General features: G+C 63.3%; 23 protein-coding genes. 4 read left to right on the top strand and 19 right to left on the bottom strand.

Annotated features, from left to right (window positions below; translation table 11 throughout):
• Window positions 1-6 precede the first annotated feature (6 nt).
• The 5 genes from modA to plsY form a co-directional block, all read right to left on the bottom strand.
• Window positions 7-792 carry a molybdate ABC transporter substrate-binding protein gene (gene modA / locus BM222_RS24215; protein WP_092233186.1) on the bottom strand — a complete coding sequence of 262 codons (786 nt, stop codon included), beginning with the start codon at window positions 790-792 and terminating at the stop codon, window positions 7-9.
• Between the two features lie 209 nt (window positions 793-1001).
• Window positions 1002-1946, bottom strand: coding sequence for a penicillin-insensitive murein endopeptidase (mepA, locus tag BM222_RS24210; protein WP_092233182.1), 945 nt, complete (start codon window positions 1944-1946; stop codon window positions 1002-1004).
• A 34-nt stretch (window positions 1947-1980) separates the two neighbouring features.
• Entirely contained in the window at window positions 1981-2115 is a 135-nt protein-coding gene (locus BM222_RS42855; protein ID WP_283810256.1) for a hypothetical protein, read from the bottom strand.
• Window positions 2115-3269: an acyl-CoA dehydrogenase family protein gene (locus BM222_RS24205; RefSeq protein WP_092233178.1), complete on the bottom strand. Its 1155-nt coding sequence runs from the start codon at window positions 3267-3269 to the stop codon at window positions 2115-2117. Before BM222_RS24205 ends, BM222_RS42855 begins: the two co-directional genes overlap by 1 nt.
• A gap of 69 nt (window positions 3270-3338) precedes the next feature.
• Complete coding sequence (plsY, locus tag BM222_RS24200; protein ID WP_092233175.1) at window positions 3339-4046, bottom strand: glycerol-3-phosphate 1-O-acyltransferase PlsY; 708 nt, start codon at window positions 4044-4046, stop codon at window positions 3339-3341.
• 313 nt (window positions 4047-4359) lie between these two features.
• On the opposite strand from plsY, the gene BM222_RS24195 reads away from it, so the two are divergent.
• Window positions 4360-4776 (top strand): SRPBCC family protein, encoded by a 417-nt coding sequence (locus tag BM222_RS24195; protein WP_092233173.1) that lies wholly within the window; start codon window positions 4360-4362, stop codon window positions 4774-4776.
• A 282-nt stretch (window positions 4777-5058) separates the two neighbouring features.
• Here the strand turns inward: BM222_RS24195 and BM222_RS24190 are convergent, their stop codons facing one another.
• From BM222_RS24190 to BM222_RS24180, 3 genes are all read right to left on the bottom strand, one after another.
• On the bottom strand, window positions 5059-5358 hold the full coding sequence (locus tag BM222_RS24190) for a carboxymuconolactone decarboxylase family protein (RefSeq protein WP_244547223.1): 300 nt from the start codon (window positions 5356-5358) through the stop codon (window positions 5059-5061).
• Between the two features lie 407 nt (window positions 5359-5765).
• Complete coding sequence (locus BM222_RS24185) at window positions 5766-6623, bottom strand: L,D-transpeptidase (protein ID WP_177243421.1); 858 nt, start codon at window positions 6621-6623, stop codon at window positions 5766-5768.
• Between the two features lie 108 nt (window positions 6624-6731).
• Window positions 6732-6941 carry a hypothetical protein gene (locus BM222_RS24180; protein WP_143106027.1) on the bottom strand — a complete coding sequence of 70 codons (210 nt, stop codon included), beginning with the start codon at window positions 6939-6941 and terminating at the stop codon, window positions 6732-6734.
• Between the two features lie 182 nt (window positions 6942-7123).
• Between BM222_RS24180 and BM222_RS24175 the strand changes: the two genes are divergently transcribed.
• On the top strand, window positions 7124-7813 hold the full coding sequence (locus BM222_RS24175; RefSeq protein WP_092233161.1) for an aspartate/glutamate racemase family protein: 690 nt from the start codon (window positions 7124-7126) through the stop codon (window positions 7811-7813).
• 31 nt (window positions 7814-7844) lie between these two features.
• Here BM222_RS24175 and BM222_RS24170 read toward each other — a convergent pair whose 3' ends face one another.
• The 3 genes from BM222_RS24170 to BM222_RS24160 all read right to left on the bottom strand — a co-directional run bounded on the left by BM222_RS24170 (window position 7845) and on the right by BM222_RS24160 (window position 9228).
• A complete protein-coding gene (locus tag BM222_RS24170) occupies window positions 7845-8135 on the bottom strand; it encodes a hypothetical protein (RefSeq protein ID WP_092233158.1) in 291 nt (96 codons plus the stop codon).
• Between the two features lie 72 nt (window positions 8136-8207).
• Window positions 8208-8825: a DinB family protein gene (locus tag BM222_RS24165; protein ID WP_349509868.1), complete on the bottom strand. Its 618-nt coding sequence runs from the start codon at window positions 8823-8825 to the stop codon at window positions 8208-8210.
• Between the two features lie 169 nt (window positions 8826-8994).
• On the bottom strand, window positions 8995-9228 hold the full coding sequence (locus BM222_RS24160) for a hypothetical protein (RefSeq protein ID WP_092233155.1): 234 nt from the start codon (window positions 9226-9228) through the stop codon (window positions 8995-8997).
• A 215-nt stretch (window positions 9229-9443) separates the two neighbouring features.
• Between BM222_RS24160 and BM222_RS24155 the strand changes: the two genes are divergently transcribed.
• Window positions 9444-9719, top strand: coding sequence for a hypothetical protein (locus BM222_RS24155; protein ID WP_092233152.1), 276 nt, complete (start codon window positions 9444-9446; stop codon window positions 9717-9719).
• A 1121-nt stretch (window positions 9720-10840) separates the two neighbouring features.
• Here BM222_RS24155 and BM222_RS24150 read toward each other — a convergent pair.
• From BM222_RS24150 to lepA, 3 genes are all read right to left on the bottom strand, one after another.
• Complete coding sequence (locus tag BM222_RS24150) at window positions 10841-11044, bottom strand: hypothetical protein (RefSeq protein ID WP_092233149.1); 204 nt, start codon at window positions 11042-11044, stop codon at window positions 10841-10843.
• A 320-nt stretch (window positions 11045-11364) separates the two neighbouring features.
• Complete coding sequence (locus BM222_RS24145; RefSeq protein WP_210188515.1) at window positions 11365-11658, bottom strand: hypothetical protein; 294 nt, start codon at window positions 11656-11658, stop codon at window positions 11365-11367.
• A 183-nt stretch (window positions 11659-11841) separates the two neighbouring features.
• On the bottom strand, window positions 11842-13653 hold the full coding sequence (gene lepA, locus BM222_RS24140; protein WP_092233146.1) for a translation elongation factor 4: 1812 nt from the start codon (window positions 13651-13653) through the stop codon (window positions 11842-11844).
• 126 nt (window positions 13654-13779) lie between these two features.
• Here lepA and BM222_RS24135 point away from each other — a divergent pair, with 126 nt between their 5' ends.
• Window positions 13780-15405 (top strand): glycosyltransferase family 39 protein, encoded by a 1626-nt coding sequence (locus BM222_RS24135; RefSeq protein WP_092233443.1) that lies wholly within the window; start codon window positions 13780-13782, stop codon window positions 15403-15405.
• Window positions 15406-15414: 9 nt separating this feature from the next.
• Here BM222_RS24135 and BM222_RS24130 read toward each other — a convergent pair whose 3' ends face one another.
• From BM222_RS24130 to BM222_RS24110, 5 genes are all read right to left on the bottom strand, one after another.
• On the bottom strand, window positions 15415-15732 hold the full coding sequence (locus BM222_RS24130; RefSeq protein ID WP_092233143.1) for an HPr family phosphocarrier protein: 318 nt from the start codon (window positions 15730-15732) through the stop codon (window positions 15415-15417).
• Window positions 15729-16130 carry a PTS sugar transporter subunit IIA gene (locus BM222_RS24125; RefSeq protein ID WP_007597752.1) on the bottom strand — a complete coding sequence of 134 codons (402 nt, stop codon included), beginning with the start codon at window positions 16128-16130 and terminating at the stop codon, window positions 15729-15731. Before BM222_RS24125 ends, BM222_RS24130 begins: the two co-directional genes overlap by 4 nt.
• A gap of 207 nt (window positions 16131-16337) precedes the next feature.
• Window positions 16338-16802, bottom strand: coding sequence for an HPr kinase/phosphorylase (locus BM222_RS24120; RefSeq protein ID WP_283810255.1), 465 nt, complete (start codon window positions 16800-16802; stop codon window positions 16338-16340).
• Window positions 16799-18589, bottom strand: coding sequence for a sensor histidine kinase (locus BM222_RS24115; protein ID WP_177243420.1), 1791 nt, complete (start codon window positions 18587-18589; stop codon window positions 16799-16801). Before BM222_RS24115 ends, BM222_RS24120 begins: the two co-directional genes overlap by 4 nt.
• Window positions 18590-18784: 195 nt before the next feature.
• A complete protein-coding gene (locus BM222_RS24110) occupies window positions 18785-19486 on the bottom strand; it encodes a response regulator transcription factor (protein WP_027535781.1) in 702 nt (233 codons plus the stop codon).
• Between the last annotated feature and the right edge of the window lie 211 nt (window positions 19487-19697).

Here is a 19697-nt window from a genome sequence, read left to right as displayed (position 1 = left end):
CAAGAATCATGTTGTGGGACTGATCAAGAATTTGAAGCCGTACTTTTCAAGACAGGTCTTGGCCGTCGTCGAGCGCAGGAAGGCGAGATAGGCGCTGGTCTCGGGCTTCGCGGTCGTCGTCGCGGCGACGGGATAGACGATCGCGGGATGCGAATCCGCCGGAAAGGTGCCGACGATCTTCACGCCGGGCTCGACCTTGGCGTCGGTGGAATAGACGATGCCGAGATTGGCTTCGCCGCGCGCGACCAGTGCCAGCGCGGCGCGCACGCTCTCGGCCATGGCGAATTTCGGCTCGGCGGCGTGCCAGGCGCCGAGCTTCTCGAGTGCCGCCTTGGCATATTTCCCAACCGGCACCGACTTCACGTCACCGGTGGCGATCTTGCCGTCGCCGGCAAGCTTGGCGAGGTCGAAGCCTTGCGCGATCGTGACGTTGTCGATCCCAGAATCCTTCGGCGCGATCAGCACGATGCTGTTGCCGAGCAGGTTCACCCTGGAAGGCTCGTTGATGGCCTTCTTGGAAACCGCGTAGTCCATCCAGTCGGTGTCGGCGGAGACGAACACGTCGGCCGGCGCGCCCTGCTCGATCTGTCTTGCCAGAACCGAGCTCGCCGCATAGCTCGCTGTGATCTTGACGCCTGTTTTGGCGGTGTAGGCGGCATCGACCTCGTCGAGTGCGTTCTTCATCGAGGCCGCGGCGAAAACCGTGATGGTCCTGTCCTCGGCGCTGGCAGGCGAGAGGGTCGTGCCTGCGAGCAGGACGAGGGCAGTGAACAGTCCGGCGAGTCGGTACATGATGGCGCTCCGTGCGAGGGTCGCGCGCGCAACCGCACGCGCAAATCTGGCGTTGGGTGAGGTCGCGACCGACGGAAGCGCTGTTCCGGGTGTCCCCGCAACGGCTTACGGCCGGCGGAGATATCGCAGTCGCGAAGATAGCAGGCTGAGCCATCAGGTCAAAGGCGACCGTTTGTCTAATCTATTGCGCCGAGTAGGGCCAGCGCACCCTAAGGCTTCGCATCGGCCGCGTGCAGCACGGCTTTGCAGGCCGCCGGCATCTGGGCCAGCGTCATCGGCGGTTTTGGTTTGGGCGGCTCCGGCGGGGGCTTGGGGTGCAGCACGCCCTCGCTGAACCAATAGGCGAAATCAGAGGGCTTGCAGCCTTCGTCCTCGGATTGCGACGGCTGGCCCTGGCAATCGGTGGCGCCTGCCGGGCAGCGCATGCGGATGTGGAAATGATAGTCATGGCCCCACCAGGGCCGGATCTTCGATAGCCAGGAGCGGTCGCCCTTGGCCTCGCGGCACAGCGCCTTCTTGATCGCGGGATTGACGAAGATGCGCTGCACCGCCGGCTCCTGCGCGGCATCGCGCAGCACCAGCACGTGGGCAGGCGTGAAGACCCGGGGATCGACGTCGAGCCGGTCTTCGCGCACCATCATCACCGCCGACATCTCCTCGCGCTCCTCGCGCGAGAGGCGATGGTCCGGCATCGGCGTCAGCCAGATGTCGGCATCCAGCCCGATCTGGTGGCTGGCATGGCCTGACAGCGCCGGGCCGCCGCGCGGCTGGCCGATATCGCCGACCAGGATGCCCGGCCAACCCGCGTCCTTGTGCGCCTTGGCCGCCAGGCGCTTGATCAGCGCGATCATGTCAGGATGGCCCCAATTGCGGTTGCGCGACAGCCGCATCACCTGCCAGTTCTCGCCATTGAGCGGCATCTGCTGGGCGCCGCCGATGCAGCCCTTCACATAGGAGCCGATGACATGGGGCGGCCCCTTCGACGGCAGCAGTTTTCGTGCGAACAGCTCCTTGGCGCCGATCTTGGGATCATTGGGGTTGGCCAGTGGTGGCAACGGCTTTGGGTTCACGCTGCCCTTGTCCTGGGCCAGTGCGCCGCTGGCGGTCAGGAGCGTCATGATGAGCAGGAGAGGGGCGATGCGGCGGGGACTCATGCGAACGTGATTATACCCCAATGCCATCTCAGGGTCACTGAACGATGCGGCGGTTCGCCCGGCCGTGTTCCCTGACGGAGATCCGGACCTGATCGACCCGAAACCGTCGTGACATGATTTGTTGCCGGAACAGGTTGCGATCCTGGCCGCCGTTGGTGAACTCCGACATCACCGGCCCTCCGCCAAGATCATCTTCCCGACATCCTCAAAATGCGTGTCGCGCGCCTGGATCTGCTGGGTGATGGCGTGCATGTCGCGAAACCGTCGCTCGAACGGATTGCTGCGGAAGACGGCGGTGGCTCCGGCCATGCGATAGGCGATGTCGACCACGTCCGCCGATTGCTGGATGGTCCAGGTCGCGGCGAGCCTGATGGCGCTGCGATGGGCGGTGCTGAACGTGCCTGTTGTCGAGAGGTCGCTCCACATCGCGCCTGCCGTCGCATAGAGATAGGCGCGCGCGGCGCGCAAATCGCCTTCGGTGCGGCCGATCAGGCCCTGGACCGCCCCGTTGTCGCGCATCGCGCTCGTCGCCAGCGACTGATGCTTGGCGCGCGCCAATGCAATCGCTGCATCCAGCGTCGCGCGCGCGACGCCGAGCGAGACGGCGGCAAAGCCGAGGCTGAAGGCTGAGCCGGTGGGAAGCCGGTAGAGCGGGCCCGGCTCTCGCAAAGCGCTCGGCAGGTCGCGCAATACGGCGAAGCGATCGGGGATGAAGAGGTCTTTCACCTCGTAGGAATCGGTGCCGGTGCCGGCGAGACCGATCGCCTGCCAGACGTCGTGCAGCACAGCGCTCGCACGCGGGAACAGGACGGTGCGCAGCTCCGGCGAACCATCGGCCGCGTTGCGCGGTGTGCCGTCGGCATCGACGATGCGGACATGCGCCCCGAGCCAGCTCGCCTGTCGCGAGCCCGAGGCAAAATCCCATCGCCCGGTGACGCGGTAGCCGCCATCGACCGCGCGCGCCTCATGCGCCACCGCGCCCCAGGCGAGAATGCCGGGCGCGGTCTCGAAGATCTCGCGCGCGGTGTCGTGGTCGAGCGCGGCCGCGATCATCGCGCAGACGCTGCATTGGCCGAGACACCAGGCCGTGGAAGCGTCGGCCTTGGCGATCTCCTCCAGCATCTGCATGAAAATCTCCGGCGGCGCCTCTGACCCGCCGATGCTCCGCGGCAGCAGCGCGCGATAGAGCCCGTTGCCGATCAGCGCGGCCACGACGTCTGGCGTCAGCCGCCGCGTCCGCTCGATCTCGTCGGCCTCGTCAGCGATCAGTGGCGCGATCGCCCGCGCACGTTCGACCAGGCCAAGCCCCGGAGTTGCGTCCATGTCAGCGTTTCCTCGCCCATTCTGCGTGAGCGGTAAGGCCGGCGATGGTGGGCTATTTCGCGGAAGCGATCAAGCGCGGCCAGGAGGCGACGAGGCAGGCTCCGCTGCGTGCGTCTCGGCGCGGCTTTGTCCCAGCCGCGGCTCCGTGCCCGCCAGCAGCCGTTGAATGTTGGCGCGGTGGCGAAGGATCACATAGAGGCCGCCTGCGATCACCAGCAGCCGATAGGGCCACGGGTGCGCAAAGCCGCAGACGAGAATGATGGCCGTCACCGCCGCGAGCATCGAGCTGAGCGAAACGATCCGGGCCAACGCGAGAGCGATGCCAAAGACCACTGCCGCGCCCAGCCCCACCGGCCACGACATCGCCAGCAACACGCCGAGCCCGGTCGCAGCCGATTTGCCGCCGTTGAAATTCAACCAGATCGAGCGGGCATGGCCCAGCAGGGCGGCAATGCCGGCGAGGCAAACGGCCCATGGCCCCCAGACTTGCAGATCAGGCGCCGACGGCGGCGTCGATGACAGCTCTGCCGTGAGCCAGGGACAGAACCAGCGGGCGACGAAGATCGCGGCCACGCCCTTCAGCACATCGATGACGAGCACCATCAAGGCAGGCCATTTGCCGAGGGTCCGCAACACATTCGTCGCGCCGGTGGATCTGGAGCCGTGCTCACGGATGTCGATGCCTCCGAGTAGTTTGCCTGCCAGATAGCCCGTGGGGATCGAGCCGAGCAGATAGGCGATCATCAATCCAGCTGCGCCAGCGATCCAGAAAGCCATGTGCGTGTCCAGTGTTCGGTCAGTTCTATTTTATCGCCGACTTCTCCTCACCGCCATGGGCCGGATCTTGGAGCGCGTCCGATTCAGAAACTGCTGCCGTCGTTGCCTGCACCCATGCGCCGCGGAGCGCTGATGGACGTCCCGGCGAATATTTTTTTCCGGGTTTATCGCATTGAGGGCGGGTCCTCATGTCGGCATGGACTGGTCTCGATCGTCCTTGGGTGGACATTTCCCCTGATGTGCGGTGGATGGTCACCGCAGAGGTGAAGTGACGTCATCTCGAGCCGTCGAAATCGAACTGGAGCAACACCCCATGAGGATCACCGTCGAAACCAGCGTCGCCGCCCCCATCGATCAAGTCTGGCGAGCCTATACGACGCCCGCCGACATCGTGAAGTGGAACGCCGCGTCGGACGACTGGCACACGACCAAGGCAGCGGTCGATCTGCGCGAAGGCGGCGCCTTCTCGTCGCGCATGGAGGCCAAGGACGGCAGCATGGGTTTTGATTTCGCGGGCACCTACACCAAGATCATCGAGCACGAGCGGATCGAATATGCCTTCGGCGATCGCAAAGCCGAAGTCGACTTCGTCCCGGCAGCGAACGGCGTCACCGTCCGCGTCGTCTTCGATGGCGAGCAGACGCACTCGGTCGAGCAGCAGCAAGGCGGCTGGCAGGCGATCCTCGACAGTTTTGCGCGCTACGTGGAAGCGCAGCAGAAGAAGTCGTGAGGGCGTATAGGGAGGGGATGGGGCAAGAGCGGCAGACCAATGAAAGGCCGGACACATGCCCGGTCTTTCGTCATCACGCTCGTCGCGAGCGAATGAGCGGCCGTCTTGCTTCATCGCAGTCGATACACTGCCGAATGTCGCCTAAACTTGCGATCCAGGACCATTCACAGCGGGCGATCATGGCAACGCCCATCCAGGCGGCGACAAGGCTGTATTCAATGCGACACCCGGAAGCTTTTGGACGAATGTGAAAAGTAGGCCGCCTTCAGTCGGCGGCCTCACTCATTTTAAAGTGAAGACCGAGTCGGCATCGCGGCCGCCGTCCGAGCCTTGCAGCATTGTGCTGTTGAAACGCACGAGCGCGGCGGTTGCAATGGCCTCCTTTATTTGAGCATCGGTCGCACCAGCGGCTTTTGCCAATTTAGTGTGACCGTAAACGCAATATGCACAAGGAATTTGTGCTGCCACAGCGAGGCCAATGAGGTGCTTCGTTTTCCCGTCCAAAGCTCCCTTGGGATTCATCACGGCCAACTGTTCGTCCCAATGCGGCTTCAGGGCCTGGTCAGGAAGTGTCTGTTTCATCCATTCAGGGGCCTCCTGCGCGCTGACGCTTGGTTCCGTTGCCAAGGCCAACAACAGCGCAAGACCGGCACTCGCTAGTAGAGTTCTCATGACGGATCTCCCACGTGGTGGCACGGCCCGGCAGTGCGTGACACCGCCCGAGCAAGTGAGTTTCTTATTACTAGCATTTGCCCCAAACTCACGCTGCACCGCGGGATTTTAGCCTGGTCGATGTCGGCTGTGCGTCATGTGCGTCGGTCGGGCCAAGGGTCGGTCGGGCCAAGCGTCGGTCGGCTTCCGGTTCACCAGGACAAGCCGACCTTCTCGGTGGAGAGTTCGACTTCACCGTTGGCCCAGAAGCCGACCTTGAAGCAGCGACTTGAATTGCCCTCTTCCCCTCAGTTGCAGACCGAGGGCAGAGGACCGGGCTACTGGACCTCGGCGATCCTCGGTCCGGATGACAGCAGCTGCGCGTTGGTTGCCGCGGGACGGCTCGACGGCGAGGCCGGGTCCGGCGATCGGGAGGCGGCGTCGGGCGCTCCCTGGGATGGGCGATGGGCCGCATTTGCCGGAAGCACGATCACCTTGGCGCCGACCTTCACCCGCTCATAGAGATCCGCGACGTCGTCATTGGTCAGGCGGATGCAGCCCGACGAAACCCGCTTCCCGATCGTATCGGGTTTGTTGGTGCCGTGGATTCTATATTCGGTCTCGCCGAGATACATCGCCCGGGCGCCGAGCGGGTTGGTGGGTCCGCCTGCCATGAACCGCGGCAGATAAGGCTGACGCACGAGCATCTCTGCAGGCGGGCGCCAGTCCGGCCATTCCGTTTTACGGGCCACCGTCTGTTCGCCGGACCACGCGAAACCTTCGCGGCCAACACCGATGCCGTAGCGCATCGCTTGGGTGTCGTTCAGAACGAAATAAAGGAATGTGTTCTTGGTGTCGATGATCACGGTGCCCGGGGTCTGGTGACTGGCGTAGTCAACCACCTGCCGAACGAATGCGCCGGGACCGTCAGCGGCTTTGGGTGGTTCGACCAGCGGCGCCGGGGCCGGAACCGGAGCCGGAGCCGGAGCCGATGCGTGAACCGGAGTTGCCACGTAAACCGGAGATGATGATGCCTGGGCCTCGTGCATGAACGGTTTCCGGATCGGCTGAACGGTCGCCGGGCGAGACCACAAGCCATACCCCAGGGCGGCGACGGCCACGGCGCCAATCGCAACTCTCCCGGCCATTGGCAATGCGAGCGTCTCCGCCTTTCCACGTTTGGTCCGCTTGCCCATATCTTTCTCCGGATCACGATGGCCGGAACAGGTACCCCAGCAAATTTTAAGAAAGCTCGAAGCGATCTCCGTTGAGACCGGAACCGTTAAACATCGTTAACGCTGAACTCAGACCGATGCCTTGCGCCCGATCAGGCCGAACACGATCATGACGAGACTGATGCCGCCGACGGCGCCGGAGACCTCTCCGACCGTGCGCATCAGCGCGACCGGATCATTGGACCACAACGTCATGTCACGCATGGACAGGAAGAACAGCAGGGCCAGCACCAGCAGCACCGTGCCCACCGCAATCAATCGCCTGTTTCGTCGTCGCATGCGGGATGCTCCCCCGTACCGCCCATGAGGGCGAGACCGTCCACTCTGCAGGAGAGAGTGTCGTCCAGACCGGAACGGGTTCAATCCAGCCGAACGCAATCGGGTTGGTGCCCTGTCGCGATGGCGGGCGTCGGCGTCTTCGTCTACGATCCGGACATATCCAGATTTCGAAAGGCGCGGCGATGCGTACCATTGGGCTGATCGGCGGCATGAGCTGGGAGAGCACTGCGCTCTATTACAAGCTCATCAACGAACGCGTCCGCGACCGCATGGGCAAGCTGCATTCGGCGCCGGTGCTGATGTATTCCTACGACTTTCAGGAGATCAAGGAGATGCAATATGCCGGCCGCTGGGCGGAGGCGGCGGCGGATCTGGCCAAGGTTGCGCAGCGCCTCGAAAACGCAGGCGCGCGCGCGATCGTGCTGTGCACGAACACGATGCACAAGCTGGCGCCCGAGATCATCTCGAAGCTGACGGTCCCGTTCATCCACATCGGCGATGCGACCGCGCAGCGCATACGGGCGAAGGGGTACCGGCGGGTCGGGCTGCTCGGCACCATCTTCACGATGGAGCAAGAGTTCTACATCGACCGCTTGCGTGCGCATGATCTCGACGTCCTGATTCCCGACGCGGACGCGCGGGCCGACGTGAACCGGATCATCTACGACGAGCTGTGCCTTGGCGTCGTGACGGAGGCTTCGCGCCGCCGCTATCAGGATGTGATGGCCGCCCTGGTCGGGCGCGGCGCGGATTGCATCATTCTCGGCTGCACCGAGATCACGATGCTGGTCGGCGCTGCCGATACATCGGTCGAGACGTTCGATACCACGGCGATTCATGCGGAGACTGCGGCGGATTTTGCCATTGGGTAATGGCGCGCCGGGCTAGCTCAGCCCGCAAACGTCACAGCCAGTTGTCTTCGACAAAGCACCAGATCAATCCGCAGCTGAGGGCCAATCCTGCCAGAAGCTTATGCGGGCTGACGATCAGGATGCCGGGTATCGGCACCGCCCCATAGGACAGAAGCAGCCAGATTGCGATGGTCGCCAGCGGCACCACCACGAGCCCCTCGACTCGCCTGAATCCAAGCAGGCGATCGGGCAGCCAGAACACGGCGACGATCGCGAGCCCGATCGCTCCGGTCAGGATGACGAGATAGAGGCCGTATGCAACGGCCATGGCGAGCATGTGCATCCGTCGGATCCGGTGAAGATCGCCGATATCGTGGTGGCGCACCCGTTAACGGCGCGTTCATGCTCGCCCATGTCAGGGGCGTGCCGCCGCGGACCCGCCCAGCTGTTCGGCCAGATCGGGAGGTGGCACTCCTCGCTGGAACAACAACAAATCGAGCGGTGGCGGCTCTTGCTTGGTCACGATCGACAGGCATGCGTGCGCCTGACCCCGATGATGCGTCTGATGATTGAAAAGGTGCATCAAGATATCCGAGAGCGGCTGCTCTTGTGGCTTTCCGGAGGTCGTCTGGTAGGCGTGCGGCCGCGCTAGCGTCGCCTCGTCGTAGCCGCTGACCACGGCGAGGAGACGCGAGTCTTCCGCGAGCCGGGCGCGCGCGAGCTCCAATCGGTCGTCATAAAGAATCCCGTCGAGACGCTTCGGCTGTTCGCCGACGCATGTCAGTCGGGTCAGCCAAAGCCTGTCCGTGAGAAGAATGTGATTGAGCGTCCCATGAAGGCTCTGGAAGAACACGCCGACATTGGCTCGATAGAGCTCGTCCGGCAGCGCCAGTGCTCCTTCGTAGAGGCGGGCATTGGCCCAGGCGTTATAAGCGGCAAGTTGCCGAAACATGTTTCTCATCGGAGATAGCTCCACATCGTCGACGGCTCCGGCGGCGCCGCAATGATCGACATGGCCTATGTTGGCGCGCACCTTTCGAGCGGAAGGCTACGGCTGCTCGGGCCGCCGATCACGCTTGGTGAGGGGATTTACCGGGTCCGCCGCCCCGTGCGGCGCAATGATCGGTTCTTCAAGGCCAGAGGCGTTGCAGCTCGCCCGGCTTTCCCCTCCTGAACGATCAGATGGCAACTCGCAGGGCAAATCATATCCTGGCCTTGGCAACGTATAACCCCGCCACGCACTTGTAGCGCTCGATGTGCCAATCGTCGGATCGGTAGATGGGGTGGGCGGTCTTCCATTGCGACAGGCTTGCTTGGCCGCCGAGCATGCAGCCCTGCAAGGTGAGGCTCTGGTCCAAGTTGGAATTGGTGACGACCACCTCAGTACAGTCTTGCGCGGAAAGGTGACACAGCACGGCAACGACGGTGACGAACATGATCTGAATCCAAATTCGACATGGCCGGAAAATGAACTGAATATGCGCGGAATTTAACAGATGCGCGGCCCGCCCGACAAGGAGCCATGAAGCGCCGCCGGGACTGACATACCAGCGGAAACCGACGTCCAGGCGCAAGAAGCCGCGATGTCTTTGGAACGCTGTATCATGGCAATAATTGAGCAGCGGGGCGAATTGCTTGGAGGAATAAGCGGATGCGTTCGATTCTGGCCTTGAGCGTTTTGATCAGCCTGTGCGGTGTCGCGAACGCGGCAACCAAACATCATGGGTACCGTCCGCACGCGGTGCTTCGTCCGCATCACCACATCTACCCATCAGGTCCGGGCGCGGGTTTTGCCTATGCGCCGCGTCCGTACTATCGGTCCGCACCATACGGCCGAGGCTACAGCGAACCATATTATGGCGCTTCGCAGGGCTATGCGCCGGGCGAAAAGGAGCGATTTCTCGAAAGTGTGCTCAGCCCCTATTGAGAGCGCGTAGCGCCTGGGATGGGCGGAGCGAAAGCGAAACCCATCAAACTTCCTTGTTGTCATCGGAGCGAGCTGGATACCGCGCTCGTCTGCGAAGGCGATCCTTTGCAGCAACCGGCGAAACAATCGGCGCTCCGGTGAGGAGCGCCGAATCAGCAGTTTTTGCAGATCTTACCTACCGTTCGGTCGGCCTTATTGTTCTCCTGATCGATCTTCGCGTCGCTGTCCTGCTCGTTCGTGGTTGCCGGCCGGCCAATGCCGCCGGCAGGCGCAGTACCTCGAGCATTGACGCCAGGAGATCCCGCGGATGCCGTAGTACCCGCCGCGTTGGTACCTGGCGCCTGTCCAGTGGTTGAACCACTGCTTTCGACCGCTCCCTGGGTTACGCCGGATCGGCGTGGGTCTGAAGTATTCAGGTCGGCCGAACTGCCGTTCACGGCGCTGGGCGAGTTGGCGGTAGGACTAGAACTTACGCCGGGGCCCGTGGCCCCGCCGACGGCGCCGGCGGGAGCCGAGGCTGTTGGGGTGCCAGCGGCACCAGATGACGCACTGCCGCCCGACGATGTGGCGCCGCCGCCTGCGCCACCGCCTCCCGATCCGCCGGTACCGCCACCGCCACCACTTTGGGCGAAGGCCGCGCAGGGCAGGCAGACGGCAATGACGAGGGCGAACCGGAAGGCTGTCATGTCGCAATTCCTTTAGCGACCAAGAGGCGCGCCCTGGTTTAGTTCCTATCGGTGGTCTGATTTTGGAGGCAGGAGGGCGGTGCGATGCCGAGCCGTCCGAACAGCCTTGATGAAGCGTGCGGACGGTGTCCTAAAGTCCGAAGCCTCGGCCGATGTCCCGCATGAGCCGGAGCGCGGCTTCGGTATTGCGACCATAGAAGAGCGCTCGATCGAGCTGCGAGAACATGGTCATTCCAAATAGCGCTATGGCAATGCCTCTAAGCATGGTTGTGAACCGCGTTCGAACGATGCTGTGACAGAGTTCAAAACGGCCCCAGCCGCAGGATGGGGTAAACAGCCGGGGCCGGCATTCCCATTCCAATGTGCCGCAATCGGCGGTGAACGGCACTCATCGAGTTAGCCACACAGAAGCTAACAAACTGTTTTGTTTCGCAGTCACTCCGCGGGTTGGGTGATGCTGTGCTCTCCAGGAAGCGGTGAGCAAACCGAGCATTGGTCAAAATGATCCGGCTCCGCATCATTGGCCAAATGCTCCCAATACTCGGCTTCGGCCAGCAGTTTCCAACTGCGATCGGGATGGCGCGCGGCTGTCTGACGGCACAACACTGCCATCGCGCGCAGGCGACCCGCAGTATCCATGTACTCCTCCCATTTATTTATTCTTGTTGATGAGAGCCTATTTTCTTTTTATGCGTCGGAGTCATCACGGTTATGATCCAGAACTAATTTTAAGCGTCGAAGAGCGCGTCGGTTTCGTTACACCTTCAAATCGCGCTTCGCGCGCAACTCCTGCGATTGCAAACGCAGGACCGACACGCTTGCCGTAGATCTACGGGCGTCGCGCATCGTCGTCTCGCAGCTGCTTCCGATTGGTTTTTATGATGCTCGAGTCTTCCGGCGCCGCTTCGTGCGCGTTCAAGCCGTGATGGCGACGAGCCTTGTGCTTGGCGTGAGGCCCATCAGACGTCGGTCATCGGAAGCAATTCCAGCTTGGCGGATGATTTTTCCAGCAGCCAGGCTTGTGCCGTCCGCCGCGGGTCAATTCGATAGTTCTGGAAGTCCGCATCGGATGCGAAGCTGACGATGTGCACTTCCATCGTGCCGTCGGCGTTACGAAGCCGCCGCTCCAGGCGTCCGTTGAACTCGGGGAGCAGCGGCAGCACCGCGTCCTCGTAGGCCCTGAAGGCCGCGACGCCGTCTGCGGGTATTCGGGCGATGAGCGCAAACGTGAGGTGAATGGTTTGGTCAGACATCGTCGCCTGCTGGCTGCAGCGCCGGCATGGTGCCATCATGCGCCTGTTTTGCCCGACGAGTCAAACGGTATTCGCAAAATACGAAAAACTGGTGCCGCCACCAAGGAGGCGGCTACGGTGCATGGGGTTGTTTTCGAGATTTGCGTTATCCGGCCTGACGTCCCGAAGCCGGACCTGATCACCTCAGCTATCGACCTTCAGCGCGGCGATGAAGGCTTCCTGCGGAATGTCGACCTTGCCGAACTGCCGCATCTTCTTCTTGCCTTCCTTCTGCTTCTCCAGAAGCTTGCGCTTGCGCGTGATGTCGCCGCCGTAGCACTTCGCCGTCACGTCCTTGCGCAGCGCGCGCACGGTCTCGCGCGCGATCACCTTGCCGCCGATCGCCGCCTGAATGGGGATCTGGAACATGTGCGGCGGGATCAGCTCCTTCATCTTCTCGACCATGGCGCGGCCGCGCCCCTCGGCGCGGGTGCGATGCACCAGCATCGAGAGCGCATCGACCGGCTCGGCGTTGACCAGGATCTGCATCTTGACGAGATCGGCCGGCTTGTAGTCGGTGAGATGATAGTCGAACGAGGCGTAGCCCTTGGAGACCGACTTCAGGCGATCGTAGAAATCGAACACCACCTCGTTGAGCGGCAGGTCGTATTTCACCATCGCGCGGGCGCCGACGTAAGTGAGCTCCTTCTGCGCGCCGCGGCGGTCCTGGCACAGCTTCAGCACGCTGCCGAGATATTCGTCGGGGGTGAGGATCGTGGCTTCGATCCAGGGCTCCTGGATCTCCTCGATCTTGACGACATCGGGCATGTCGACGGGATTGTGGATCTCGAGCTCGCTGCCGTCGGTCAGCTTCATCTTGTAGATGACGCTCGGCGCGGTCGCGATCAGATTGAGATCGAATTCGCGCGACAGCCGCTCCTGGATGATCTCGAGGTGGAGCAACCCGAGGAAGCCGCAGCGGAAGCCGAAGCCGAGCGCGGCCGACGTCTCCATCTCGAAGGAGAAGCTGGCGTCGTTGAGGCGCAGCTTGCCCATCGCGGCGCGCAGCGTCTCGAAATCGTCCGCATCAACCGGGAACAGGCCGCAGAACACCACGGGGATCGCCGGCTTGAAGCCCGGCAGCATCTCGCTGACCGGCTTCCTGTCATCGGTGATGGTGTCACCGACGCGGGTGTCGGCGACTTCCTTGATCGCGGCGGTGATGAAGCCGATCTCGCCGGGGCCGAGCTCGTCGACCTGCTGCATCTTCGGCGTGAAGAAGCCGACGCGCTCGATGTCATAGGCCGCCCCCGTGCCCATCATGCGGACGCGGCTGCCCTTCTTCATGACGCCGTCGACGACGCGGATCAGCACGACGACGCCGAGATAGACGTCATACCAGCTGTCGACCAGCAGCGCCTTCAAGGTCGCATCGCGATCGCCCTTCGGCGGCGGCAGGCGGGTGACGATGGCTTCCAGCACATCGGGAATGCCGAGGCCGGTCTTGGCCGAGATCATCACCGCGTCGGAGGCGTCGATGCCGATGACGTCCTCGATCTGCTGCTTGACCTTCTCCGGCTCTGCGGCGGGAAGATCGACCTTGTTCAGGACCGGCACGATCTCGTGATTGTTGTCGAGCGCCTGGTAGACGTTGGCGAGCGTCTGCGCCTCGACGCCCTGGCTGGCGTCGACCACCAGCAGGGAACCTTCGCACGCTGCCAGCGACCGCGAGACCTCGTAGGCGAAGTCGACATGGCCGGGCGTGTCCATCAGGTTGAACACGTAATCCTTGCCGTCCTTGGCGCGATAGGCGAGGCGCACGGTCTGCGCCTTGATGGTGATGCCGCGCTCGCGCTCGATGTCCATGGAATCGAGCACCTGCTCCTTGCCCGCCATTTCGCGGTCGGAGAGGCCGCCGGTCATCTGGATCAGACGGTCGGCCAGCGTCGATTTGCCATGGTCGATATGGGCGACGATGGAGAAATTGCGGATGTTGGAAATGGGGACGGTCGTCATGGGCGCGGGATACCACTCACATCCCCGTGCGGCAACCATATTGCTGTATTTTCAGGGCCTTTCTTCACGCCAAGCTGATTCCAAGCGAGACCAAAACGCGCTACGGAAGCGCCCATGTCCAGGCTCATGTCAACGACCTCGATCCCCTCCGCCCGGGCGCGCGCGAAGACCCGCTTCAGGTTTGACCGTTTCCGGGCCTGGCTGGTTGCCGCCGCAACCCACCCCTCGATCCGGCTCTGGCTGGTGATCGAATTCGCGACCCTGCATGCCTTGATCTGGACCTTCATCCTGATCAATCTCAAGGCCGCGCAGGACGTTCACATGGACGTCGCAGAAGCCTGGGGCTGGGGCCAGAAATTCCTGTGGGGCTACGGCAAGCATCCGCCGCTCTCCGGCTGGATCGCCGGGCTCTGGTTCATGGTCTTCCCGGCGACGGACTGGGCGACCTATGCGCTCGCGATGGCGACGGTCAGCGTCGGCATGGTGATCTGCTGGCTGATCGCGCTGCGCGTGGTGGATCCGCGCCGCGCGTTCCTGGTCGTGGTGATGGTCGCGCTCTACCCGATCTTCAATTTCAAGGGGTTCAAGTACAATCCCGATCTGCTGCAGCTCGTCACCCTGCCGCTCGTCGTGCTCGCTTATCTCAACGCTTTCGAGAAGCGGAGCTGGCAGTCCGGAATCTGGCTCGGCCTCGCCGGCGCGCTGGCGCTGATGACCAAATATTGGGTGCTGACGATGATCGGCGCGATCGGCCTTGCCGCGCTGATCCATCCGCAACGGATGCGCTTCCTGCTGTCGCCGGCGCCGTGGGTCGCGATCGCGACGATGCTGGTGGCGATGATCCCGCACATCGTCTGGCTCGCGGATGCGCATTTCGTGCCGCTGACCTATGCCGGCGACACCTACAGCATCGAGGATGTCGGCCTCGTGCATCAGCTCGTGTTCGGCTATGTCCTGCACAACGCCGCGCTGCTGGCGTTGCCGGTGGCGCTTGCCGCGCTCGCAATGGCGCTGGTGCCGCCGTGGCCGACGCTGCTCGTGCGCGCACCGCTGCGTATCGTCACGCGGGCCTGGGCGCGGGGAGGCAATACGGGCGTCAATGTTTCCCAGGCGCTGAACGTCTGGATCATCCAGATCATCGTCGCGGCCGGGCCGCCGCTCGGCGCGCTCGCCTTCAGCATCTATATCAAAACCGATTGGGGCATCTCGCTGTTCTTCCTGGTGCCGCTCGCACTGGTCGCGATACCGGCATTGCGGGTGCAGAGGGCCGCGTTGTTCAACATCGTAGCGATCTGGCTCGTGCTCAGCGTCGCGACGCTTTTCGCTTCGCCCTGGATCGCGGCGCGCGAGATGGCGCTGAACGCGGACAACACGGCGACCTATGGCGCGCGCTCCGAGCTCGCGCGGGAGCTGACGCAAGCCTGGCATTCGCGCTTCGCCTCGCGCTGGGCGATCGTCGCCGGCACCATGGAATCGATCCAGCCGATGGTGTTCTACAGCCCCGACCATCCGGTTGCGTTCATCCCGAACGAGGCCTGGTCCTCGGGGCTGACGTCGCTCGATCAAGTCAAGAAATACGGCTTCATTGGCGTGTTCGATCCGACCGACAGTCGTCTGCCTGCCTTCGAAAAATGGGTTTCGGAGATTGCGCCGAAGGCCGAGCGCATGGTGATGACGACGCGCCGCTTCACCCACGGCAAGGCCGGTCCGTCGATGACGTGGAACATCTACATCGCGCCACCGGCGAAGTGATCGGGCGGCCTAAACGCCTTCCTCGTTGAACTTGCTTTCAACGAGCTCGGTGATCGCCGCAAGCGCGGCCTCGGCGTCAGGGCCCGCAGCGGCGACCGTGATGGTCGTGCCCGGTCCCGCAGCTAACATCATCAGGCCCATGATCGAGGTGCCCCCGACGGTCTCGCCGCCGCGCGTCACCCACACCTGCGCGTTGAAGCGCTCCACCGCCTGGACGAACTTCGCGGAGGCGCGGGCATGCAGGCCGCGCTTGTTGATGATCAGGAGCTCTTTGGAAATCGCGCCCGCGGGCACGCCCGTCCCCGCTTGTGGCACGTCGTCACTCATTTGCCGGCGAGCACCCGGCTGGCGATGGTGACGTATTTGCGGCCGGCTTCCTGGGCCATCGCGATTGCGTCGGGCAGCGGACGCTCCTCACGGACCTTGGCGAGCTTCACCAGCATGGGCAGGTTGATGCCCGCGAGCACTTCGACCTTGGGCCGGCTCATGCAGGAAATTGCGAGGTTCGATGGCGTGCCGCCGAACATGTCGGTGAGGATCGCAACGCCGTCGCCGGAATCGACGCGGTTAACCGCTTCGATAATGTCGCTGCGGCAGAGATCGGAATCATCTTCGGCGCCGATCGTAATCGCTTCGATTTGCTTTTGTGGGCCCATGACGTGTTCAAGCGCTGCCTTGAATTCGTCGGCAAGGCGCCCGTGGGTCACAAGTACTAGACCAATCATCGGAAAACTCCCGCGGGCGCTTTTGGTGCACCGCACGAACGCGCCACTTTGACCATCCAGAGCCCTCGCGCAAGAGGGGATGTTGCGTATCTCCCTGAATCTCGACGGATGGATGAGGGGAGCTGCGCCGGTCTACTCGGTCGCGAGTGTGGGGTTCATATGGTTACCAATTCCCTTCAAACAATCGCCTGGGCGCTTAGCAGAAGGTTAACTCTTGGTAGTGGTTAACGCCGCGACAACCAACGGAAGGGGCGAATAGCCGCGGCCAACAGGGATTCGCGGTATTTCGACACCAAAAATGGTGGTTTTGAGCGCTTCGGCGGGAGGCAGGCGCTCGACGTCGGATGCGTCGAGATCGACCACGAGGCCGACCGTCGCATGCTCCGCAAAGTCGCAGCGGCGGATTCCCAGTCCCCGGATCTCGATCAAGCCGGCCAGCGCGGGGGCGGGACGGACTTCAATTTCCTCGCCGACTGTCGCCAGATGGACACGGTCGTCGCCGACCAAAACGGCGCTTTCGACCACGCCCGCACGTCCCGCGATGATCAGATCGAAGGCAAGGCGCGACTTACCTGCGCCCGAGGGCCCGCGGATCAGCACCGCCATCGGCCCGACCTTGACCGCGGAGGCGTGGACGCTCGGGCCGACTTCGTTCAAGGTGCCTTGGCTCATAGCGCCGGCAGCCTCACCACGAAGCGCGCGCCGGCAACGGTCGGCGCCCCGTCTTCGTCGGTGGGACCGGCGCGATTCTCGGCCCAGATGCGGCCGCCATGGGCGTCCACGATCTGCTTGGAGATCGATAGTCCGAGGCCGGAGTTCTGGCCGAAGCCCTGGTGCGGCCGGTCGGTGTAGAAGCGCTCGAAGATGCGCTCCAGCGCATCGTCGCGGATGCCGGGGCCGTCGTCGTCGACCACGATCTCGATCTCGCCCCGCACACGGCGGCAGGTCAGGCGCACCTTGCTGCCGGCTTCCGAGAACGATTGCGCATTGGAGAGCAGGTTGGCAACCACCTGCCCGAGTCGCGAATCATGGCCCGTCACCGCGAACGTATCGGTCGGGCCGCGGCCTTCGAAGCGGGCCTCGACCGCGACGTCGTGGCCGAGCTTCGTTTCGTTGGCAACCGCGACCAGCGTGCCGAGGAGCCGCCTGAGATCGACCGCGATCGCGTCCTGCCGTTGCAGCTCGGCATCGAGCCGGCTCGCGTCGGAGATATCGGAGATCAGGCGATCGAGCCGCTTGACGTCGTGCTCGATCACCTCGAGCAGGCGAGCGCGACTGCTCTCGTTGCGCGCCAGCGGCATCGTTTCGACCGCGGAGCGCAGCGAGGTCAGCGGATTCTTCAGCTCATGAGCGACGTCGGCGGCGAACATCTCGATCGCCTCGATCCGCTTGTAGAGCGCATTGGTCATGTCGCGCAGCGCGCCGGAGAGGTGGCCGATCTCGTCGCGGCGGCGGGTGAAGTCAGGGATCTCGACGCGTGACTTGATGCGGCGGCGGACGCGCTCGGCGCTGTCGGCGAGCCGGCGCACCGGACCGGCGATCGTGCTGGCGAGCAGCAGCGACAGCATGATCATGACGGCGGCCGCGACGCCGCCCACTTTAAGGATCGCCAGGCGCTCGGCTGTGACCATCTGATCGATTTCGTCGCCCTGCGTCGACAGCATCAGCGCGCCATGGATGGCGCGTGAGCGCTGCACGGGGACCGCGACCGAGACGATCACCTCACCGCGCGAATTGACCCGCACCATCGAGCGTTTCTGGCCCTGGAGCGCATCGGCTACTTCCACATAGCCATTGCCGTTTTCGCGGCCGAGCTCGCGATAGAGCGGCAGGTCGCCGCGGTTCAGCCAGGTGCGCACTGCGACCATCGCGCGTTCGAGCAGCCCCGGCTTGTCGGAGAGCGGCGGCAGTGGGATGCCCCGCACGCTATCGAGATCGCGGCTGTCGAGCAGCACAGTGCCGTTGGGATCGAAAATCCGCGCGCGGGTCTTTGTCGGTGAGATCAGCGTGCTCAATACCGGCGCCACGCGCTCGGGATTGATCGGAAAATCCAGCGAATCATCCATTCCGCCGTAGCTTTCGCCCAATTTGAGGTCGAGCAGCCGCTCAGGGTCGACGGTGATTGCGTTGGTCTGCACCGTTGCCGACGCGCCGATGGCGCCGGCGATGATCTCGGCCTGCACCAGCAGGCTCTGTGCGCGCGCATCGATCAGGCCGGCGCGGAACTGCGACAGGTAAAGGATGCTCGCCACCAGTGCGACGAGGCCGGCGAGGTTGAGTGAGACGATGCGGCGGGTCAGGCTCGAGAAGGACAGCGCGAAGAAGAACTGCCCGGCGCGCTTGAGCCAGTTCAACGGCCCCCAGCCTTTCGCAAGGGGCTTGTCCTCATGATCAGGGGCGCCGTGGGATGCGATGTCCTCGGCGTTCGAACTCTGGTCAGGCTGCGTTCGGTCCAGCAATGCTTACGCCCGCGTTAGGACAACTCGTGCGACGGTCCTCGCATCCTAGAGCATGATCCGGAAAAGTGTGCAGCGGTTTTCCGAAAGATCATGCTCAAACAATAGCCTGAAGCGCGATTGCGCTTCAGGGCGTGCCCGGTTCTGATGGAATCAGAACCGGCGCAGCCCTCATCTGCTGTGAAGGCGGCAGCCGCCTCAGGCTTCCTTGAAGCGGTAGCCGACGCCGTAGAGCGTTTCGATCATCTCGAAATCGTTGTCGACCACCTTGAACTTCTTGCGCAGCCGCTTGATGTGGCTGTCGATGGTGCGGTCGTCGACATAGACCTGGTCGTCATAGGCGGCGTCCATCAGTGCGTTGCGGCTCTTGACCACGCCGGGCCGTGTCGCCAGTGCCTGCAGGATCAAAAATTCGGTGACCGTCAGCGTCACCGGCTCGTTCTTCCAGGTGCAGGTGTGCCGTTCCGGATCCATGCGCAGCAGGCCGCGATCGAGCGCCTTGGCGTCGTTCTCCTTCGGTGCGACGGTCGGATCCTTCGGCGCCGAGCGGCGCAACACCGCCTTGACGCGTTCGACCAAGAGGCGCTGCGAGAACGGTTTGCGGATGAAATCGTCCGCCCCCATCTTGAGGCCGAACAGCTCGTCGATCTCTTCGTCCTTGGAGGTGAGGAAGATCACCGGCAGATCGGACTTCTGCCTGAGGCGGCGAAGCGTCTCCATGCCGTCCATGCGCGGCATCTTGATGTCGAGGATGGCGAGATCGGGTTGGGTGGTGCGGAAACCGTCGAGCGCAGAGGCGCCGTCGGTGTAAGTCATGATGCGGTAGCCTTCGGCTTCCAGCGCGATCGAGACGGAGGTGAGAATGTTGCGGTCGTCGTCGACCAAAGCGATTGTGGGCATGAGCCTCTGCTTTCTGCTTTCCGTTTGGGTCGTGGCTTAAAACGGCGAGCAATCCAGTGATGCGCCGCATACATGGGTGCCGAACTGGCGTTCGAACCTGGTCACCGAGCAATGCAAGCTGGGCTGAAGTGTGACCAAGTTCCACGAAACACGGCAGATTCGCCGCATGTCGACCCATAACCGGGCTCGGGTTTACCCGAAAAAAGGCCCG

Origin of the sequence: Bradyrhizobium sp. Gha (assembly GCF_900113735.1) — a bacterium.
Lineage (GTDB): Bacteria > Pseudomonadota > Alphaproteobacteria > Rhizobiales > Xanthobacteraceae > Bradyrhizobium.
The sequence above is the reverse complement of the archived record's forward strand: the minus strand, read 5'-3'. Positions and strand labels throughout refer to the sequence as shown.

Coding starts and splice junctions, on each gene's coding strand:
- BM222_RS24190 (WP_244547223.1), bottom strand. CDS start 5,358: ATGAAACAGACACTTCCTGACCAGGCCCTGAAGCCGCATTGGGACGAA.
- BM222_RS24125 (WP_007597752.1), bottom strand. CDS start 16,130: ATGATTGGTCTAGTACTTGTGACCCACGGGCGCCTTGCCGACGAATTC.
- plsY (WP_092233175.1), bottom strand. CDS start 4,046: ATGGCTTTCTGGATCGCTGGCGCAGCTGGATTGATGATCGCCTATCTG.
- BM222_RS24120 (WP_283810255.1), bottom strand. CDS start 16,802: ATGAGCCAAGGCACCTTGAACGAAGTCGGCCCGAGCGTCCACGCCTCC.
- BM222_RS24175 (WP_092233161.1), top strand. CDS start 7,124: ATGCGTACCATTGGGCTGATCGGCGGCATGAGCTGGGAGAGCACTGCG.
- mepA (WP_092233182.1), bottom strand. CDS start 1,946: ATGAGTCCCCGCCGCATCGCCCCTCTCCTGCTCATCATGACGCTCCTG.
- BM222_RS24185 (WP_177243421.1), bottom strand. CDS start 6,623: ATGGGCAAGCGGACCAAACGTGGAAAGGCGGAGACGCTCGCATTGCCA.
- BM222_RS24135 (WP_092233443.1), top strand. CDS start 13,780: ATGTCAACGACCTCGATCCCCTCCGCCCGGGCGCGCGCGAAGACCCGC.
- BM222_RS24170 (WP_092233158.1), bottom strand. CDS start 8,135: ATGCACATGCTCGCCATGGCCGTTGCATACGGCCTCTATCTCGTCATC.
- BM222_RS24130 (WP_092233143.1), bottom strand. CDS start 15,732: ATGAGTGACGACGTGCCACAAGCGGGGACGGGCGTGCCCGCGGGCGCG.
- BM222_RS24145 (WP_210188515.1), bottom strand. CDS start 11,658: ATGTCTGACCAAACCATTCACCTCACGTTTGCGCTCATCGCCCGAATA.
- BM222_RS24160 (WP_092233155.1), bottom strand. CDS start 9,228: ATGTTCGTCACCGTCGTTGCCGTGCTGTGTCACCTTTCCGCGCAAGAC.
- BM222_RS42855 (WP_283810256.1), bottom strand. CDS start 2,115: ATGTCGGAGTTCACCAACGGCGGCCAGGATCGCAACCTGTTCCGGCAA.
- BM222_RS24150 (WP_092233149.1), bottom strand. CDS start 11,044: ATGGATACTGCGGGTCGCCTGCGCGCGATGGCAGTGTTGTGCCGTCAG.
- lepA (WP_092233146.1), bottom strand. CDS start 13,653: ATGACGACCGTCCCCATTTCCAACATCCGCAATTTCTCCATCGTCGCC.
- BM222_RS24110 (WP_027535781.1), bottom strand. CDS start 19,486: ATGCCCACAATCGCTTTGGTCGACGACGACCGCAACATTCTCACCTCC.
- BM222_RS24205 (WP_092233178.1), bottom strand. CDS start 3,269: ATGGACGCAACTCCGGGGCTTGGCCTGGTCGAACGTGCGCGGGCGATC.
- modA (WP_092233186.1), bottom strand. CDS start 792: ATGTACCGACTCGCCGGACTGTTCACTGCCCTCGTCCTGCTCGCAGGC.
- BM222_RS24195 (WP_092233173.1), top strand. CDS start 4,360: ATGAGGATCACCGTCGAAACCAGCGTCGCCGCCCCCATCGATCAAGTC.
- BM222_RS24155 (WP_092233152.1), top strand. CDS start 9,444: ATGCGTTCGATTCTGGCCTTGAGCGTTTTGATCAGCCTGTGCGGTGTC.
- BM222_RS24180 (WP_143106027.1), bottom strand. CDS start 6,941: ATGCGACGACGAAACAGGCGATTGATTGCGGTGGGCACGGTGCTGCTG.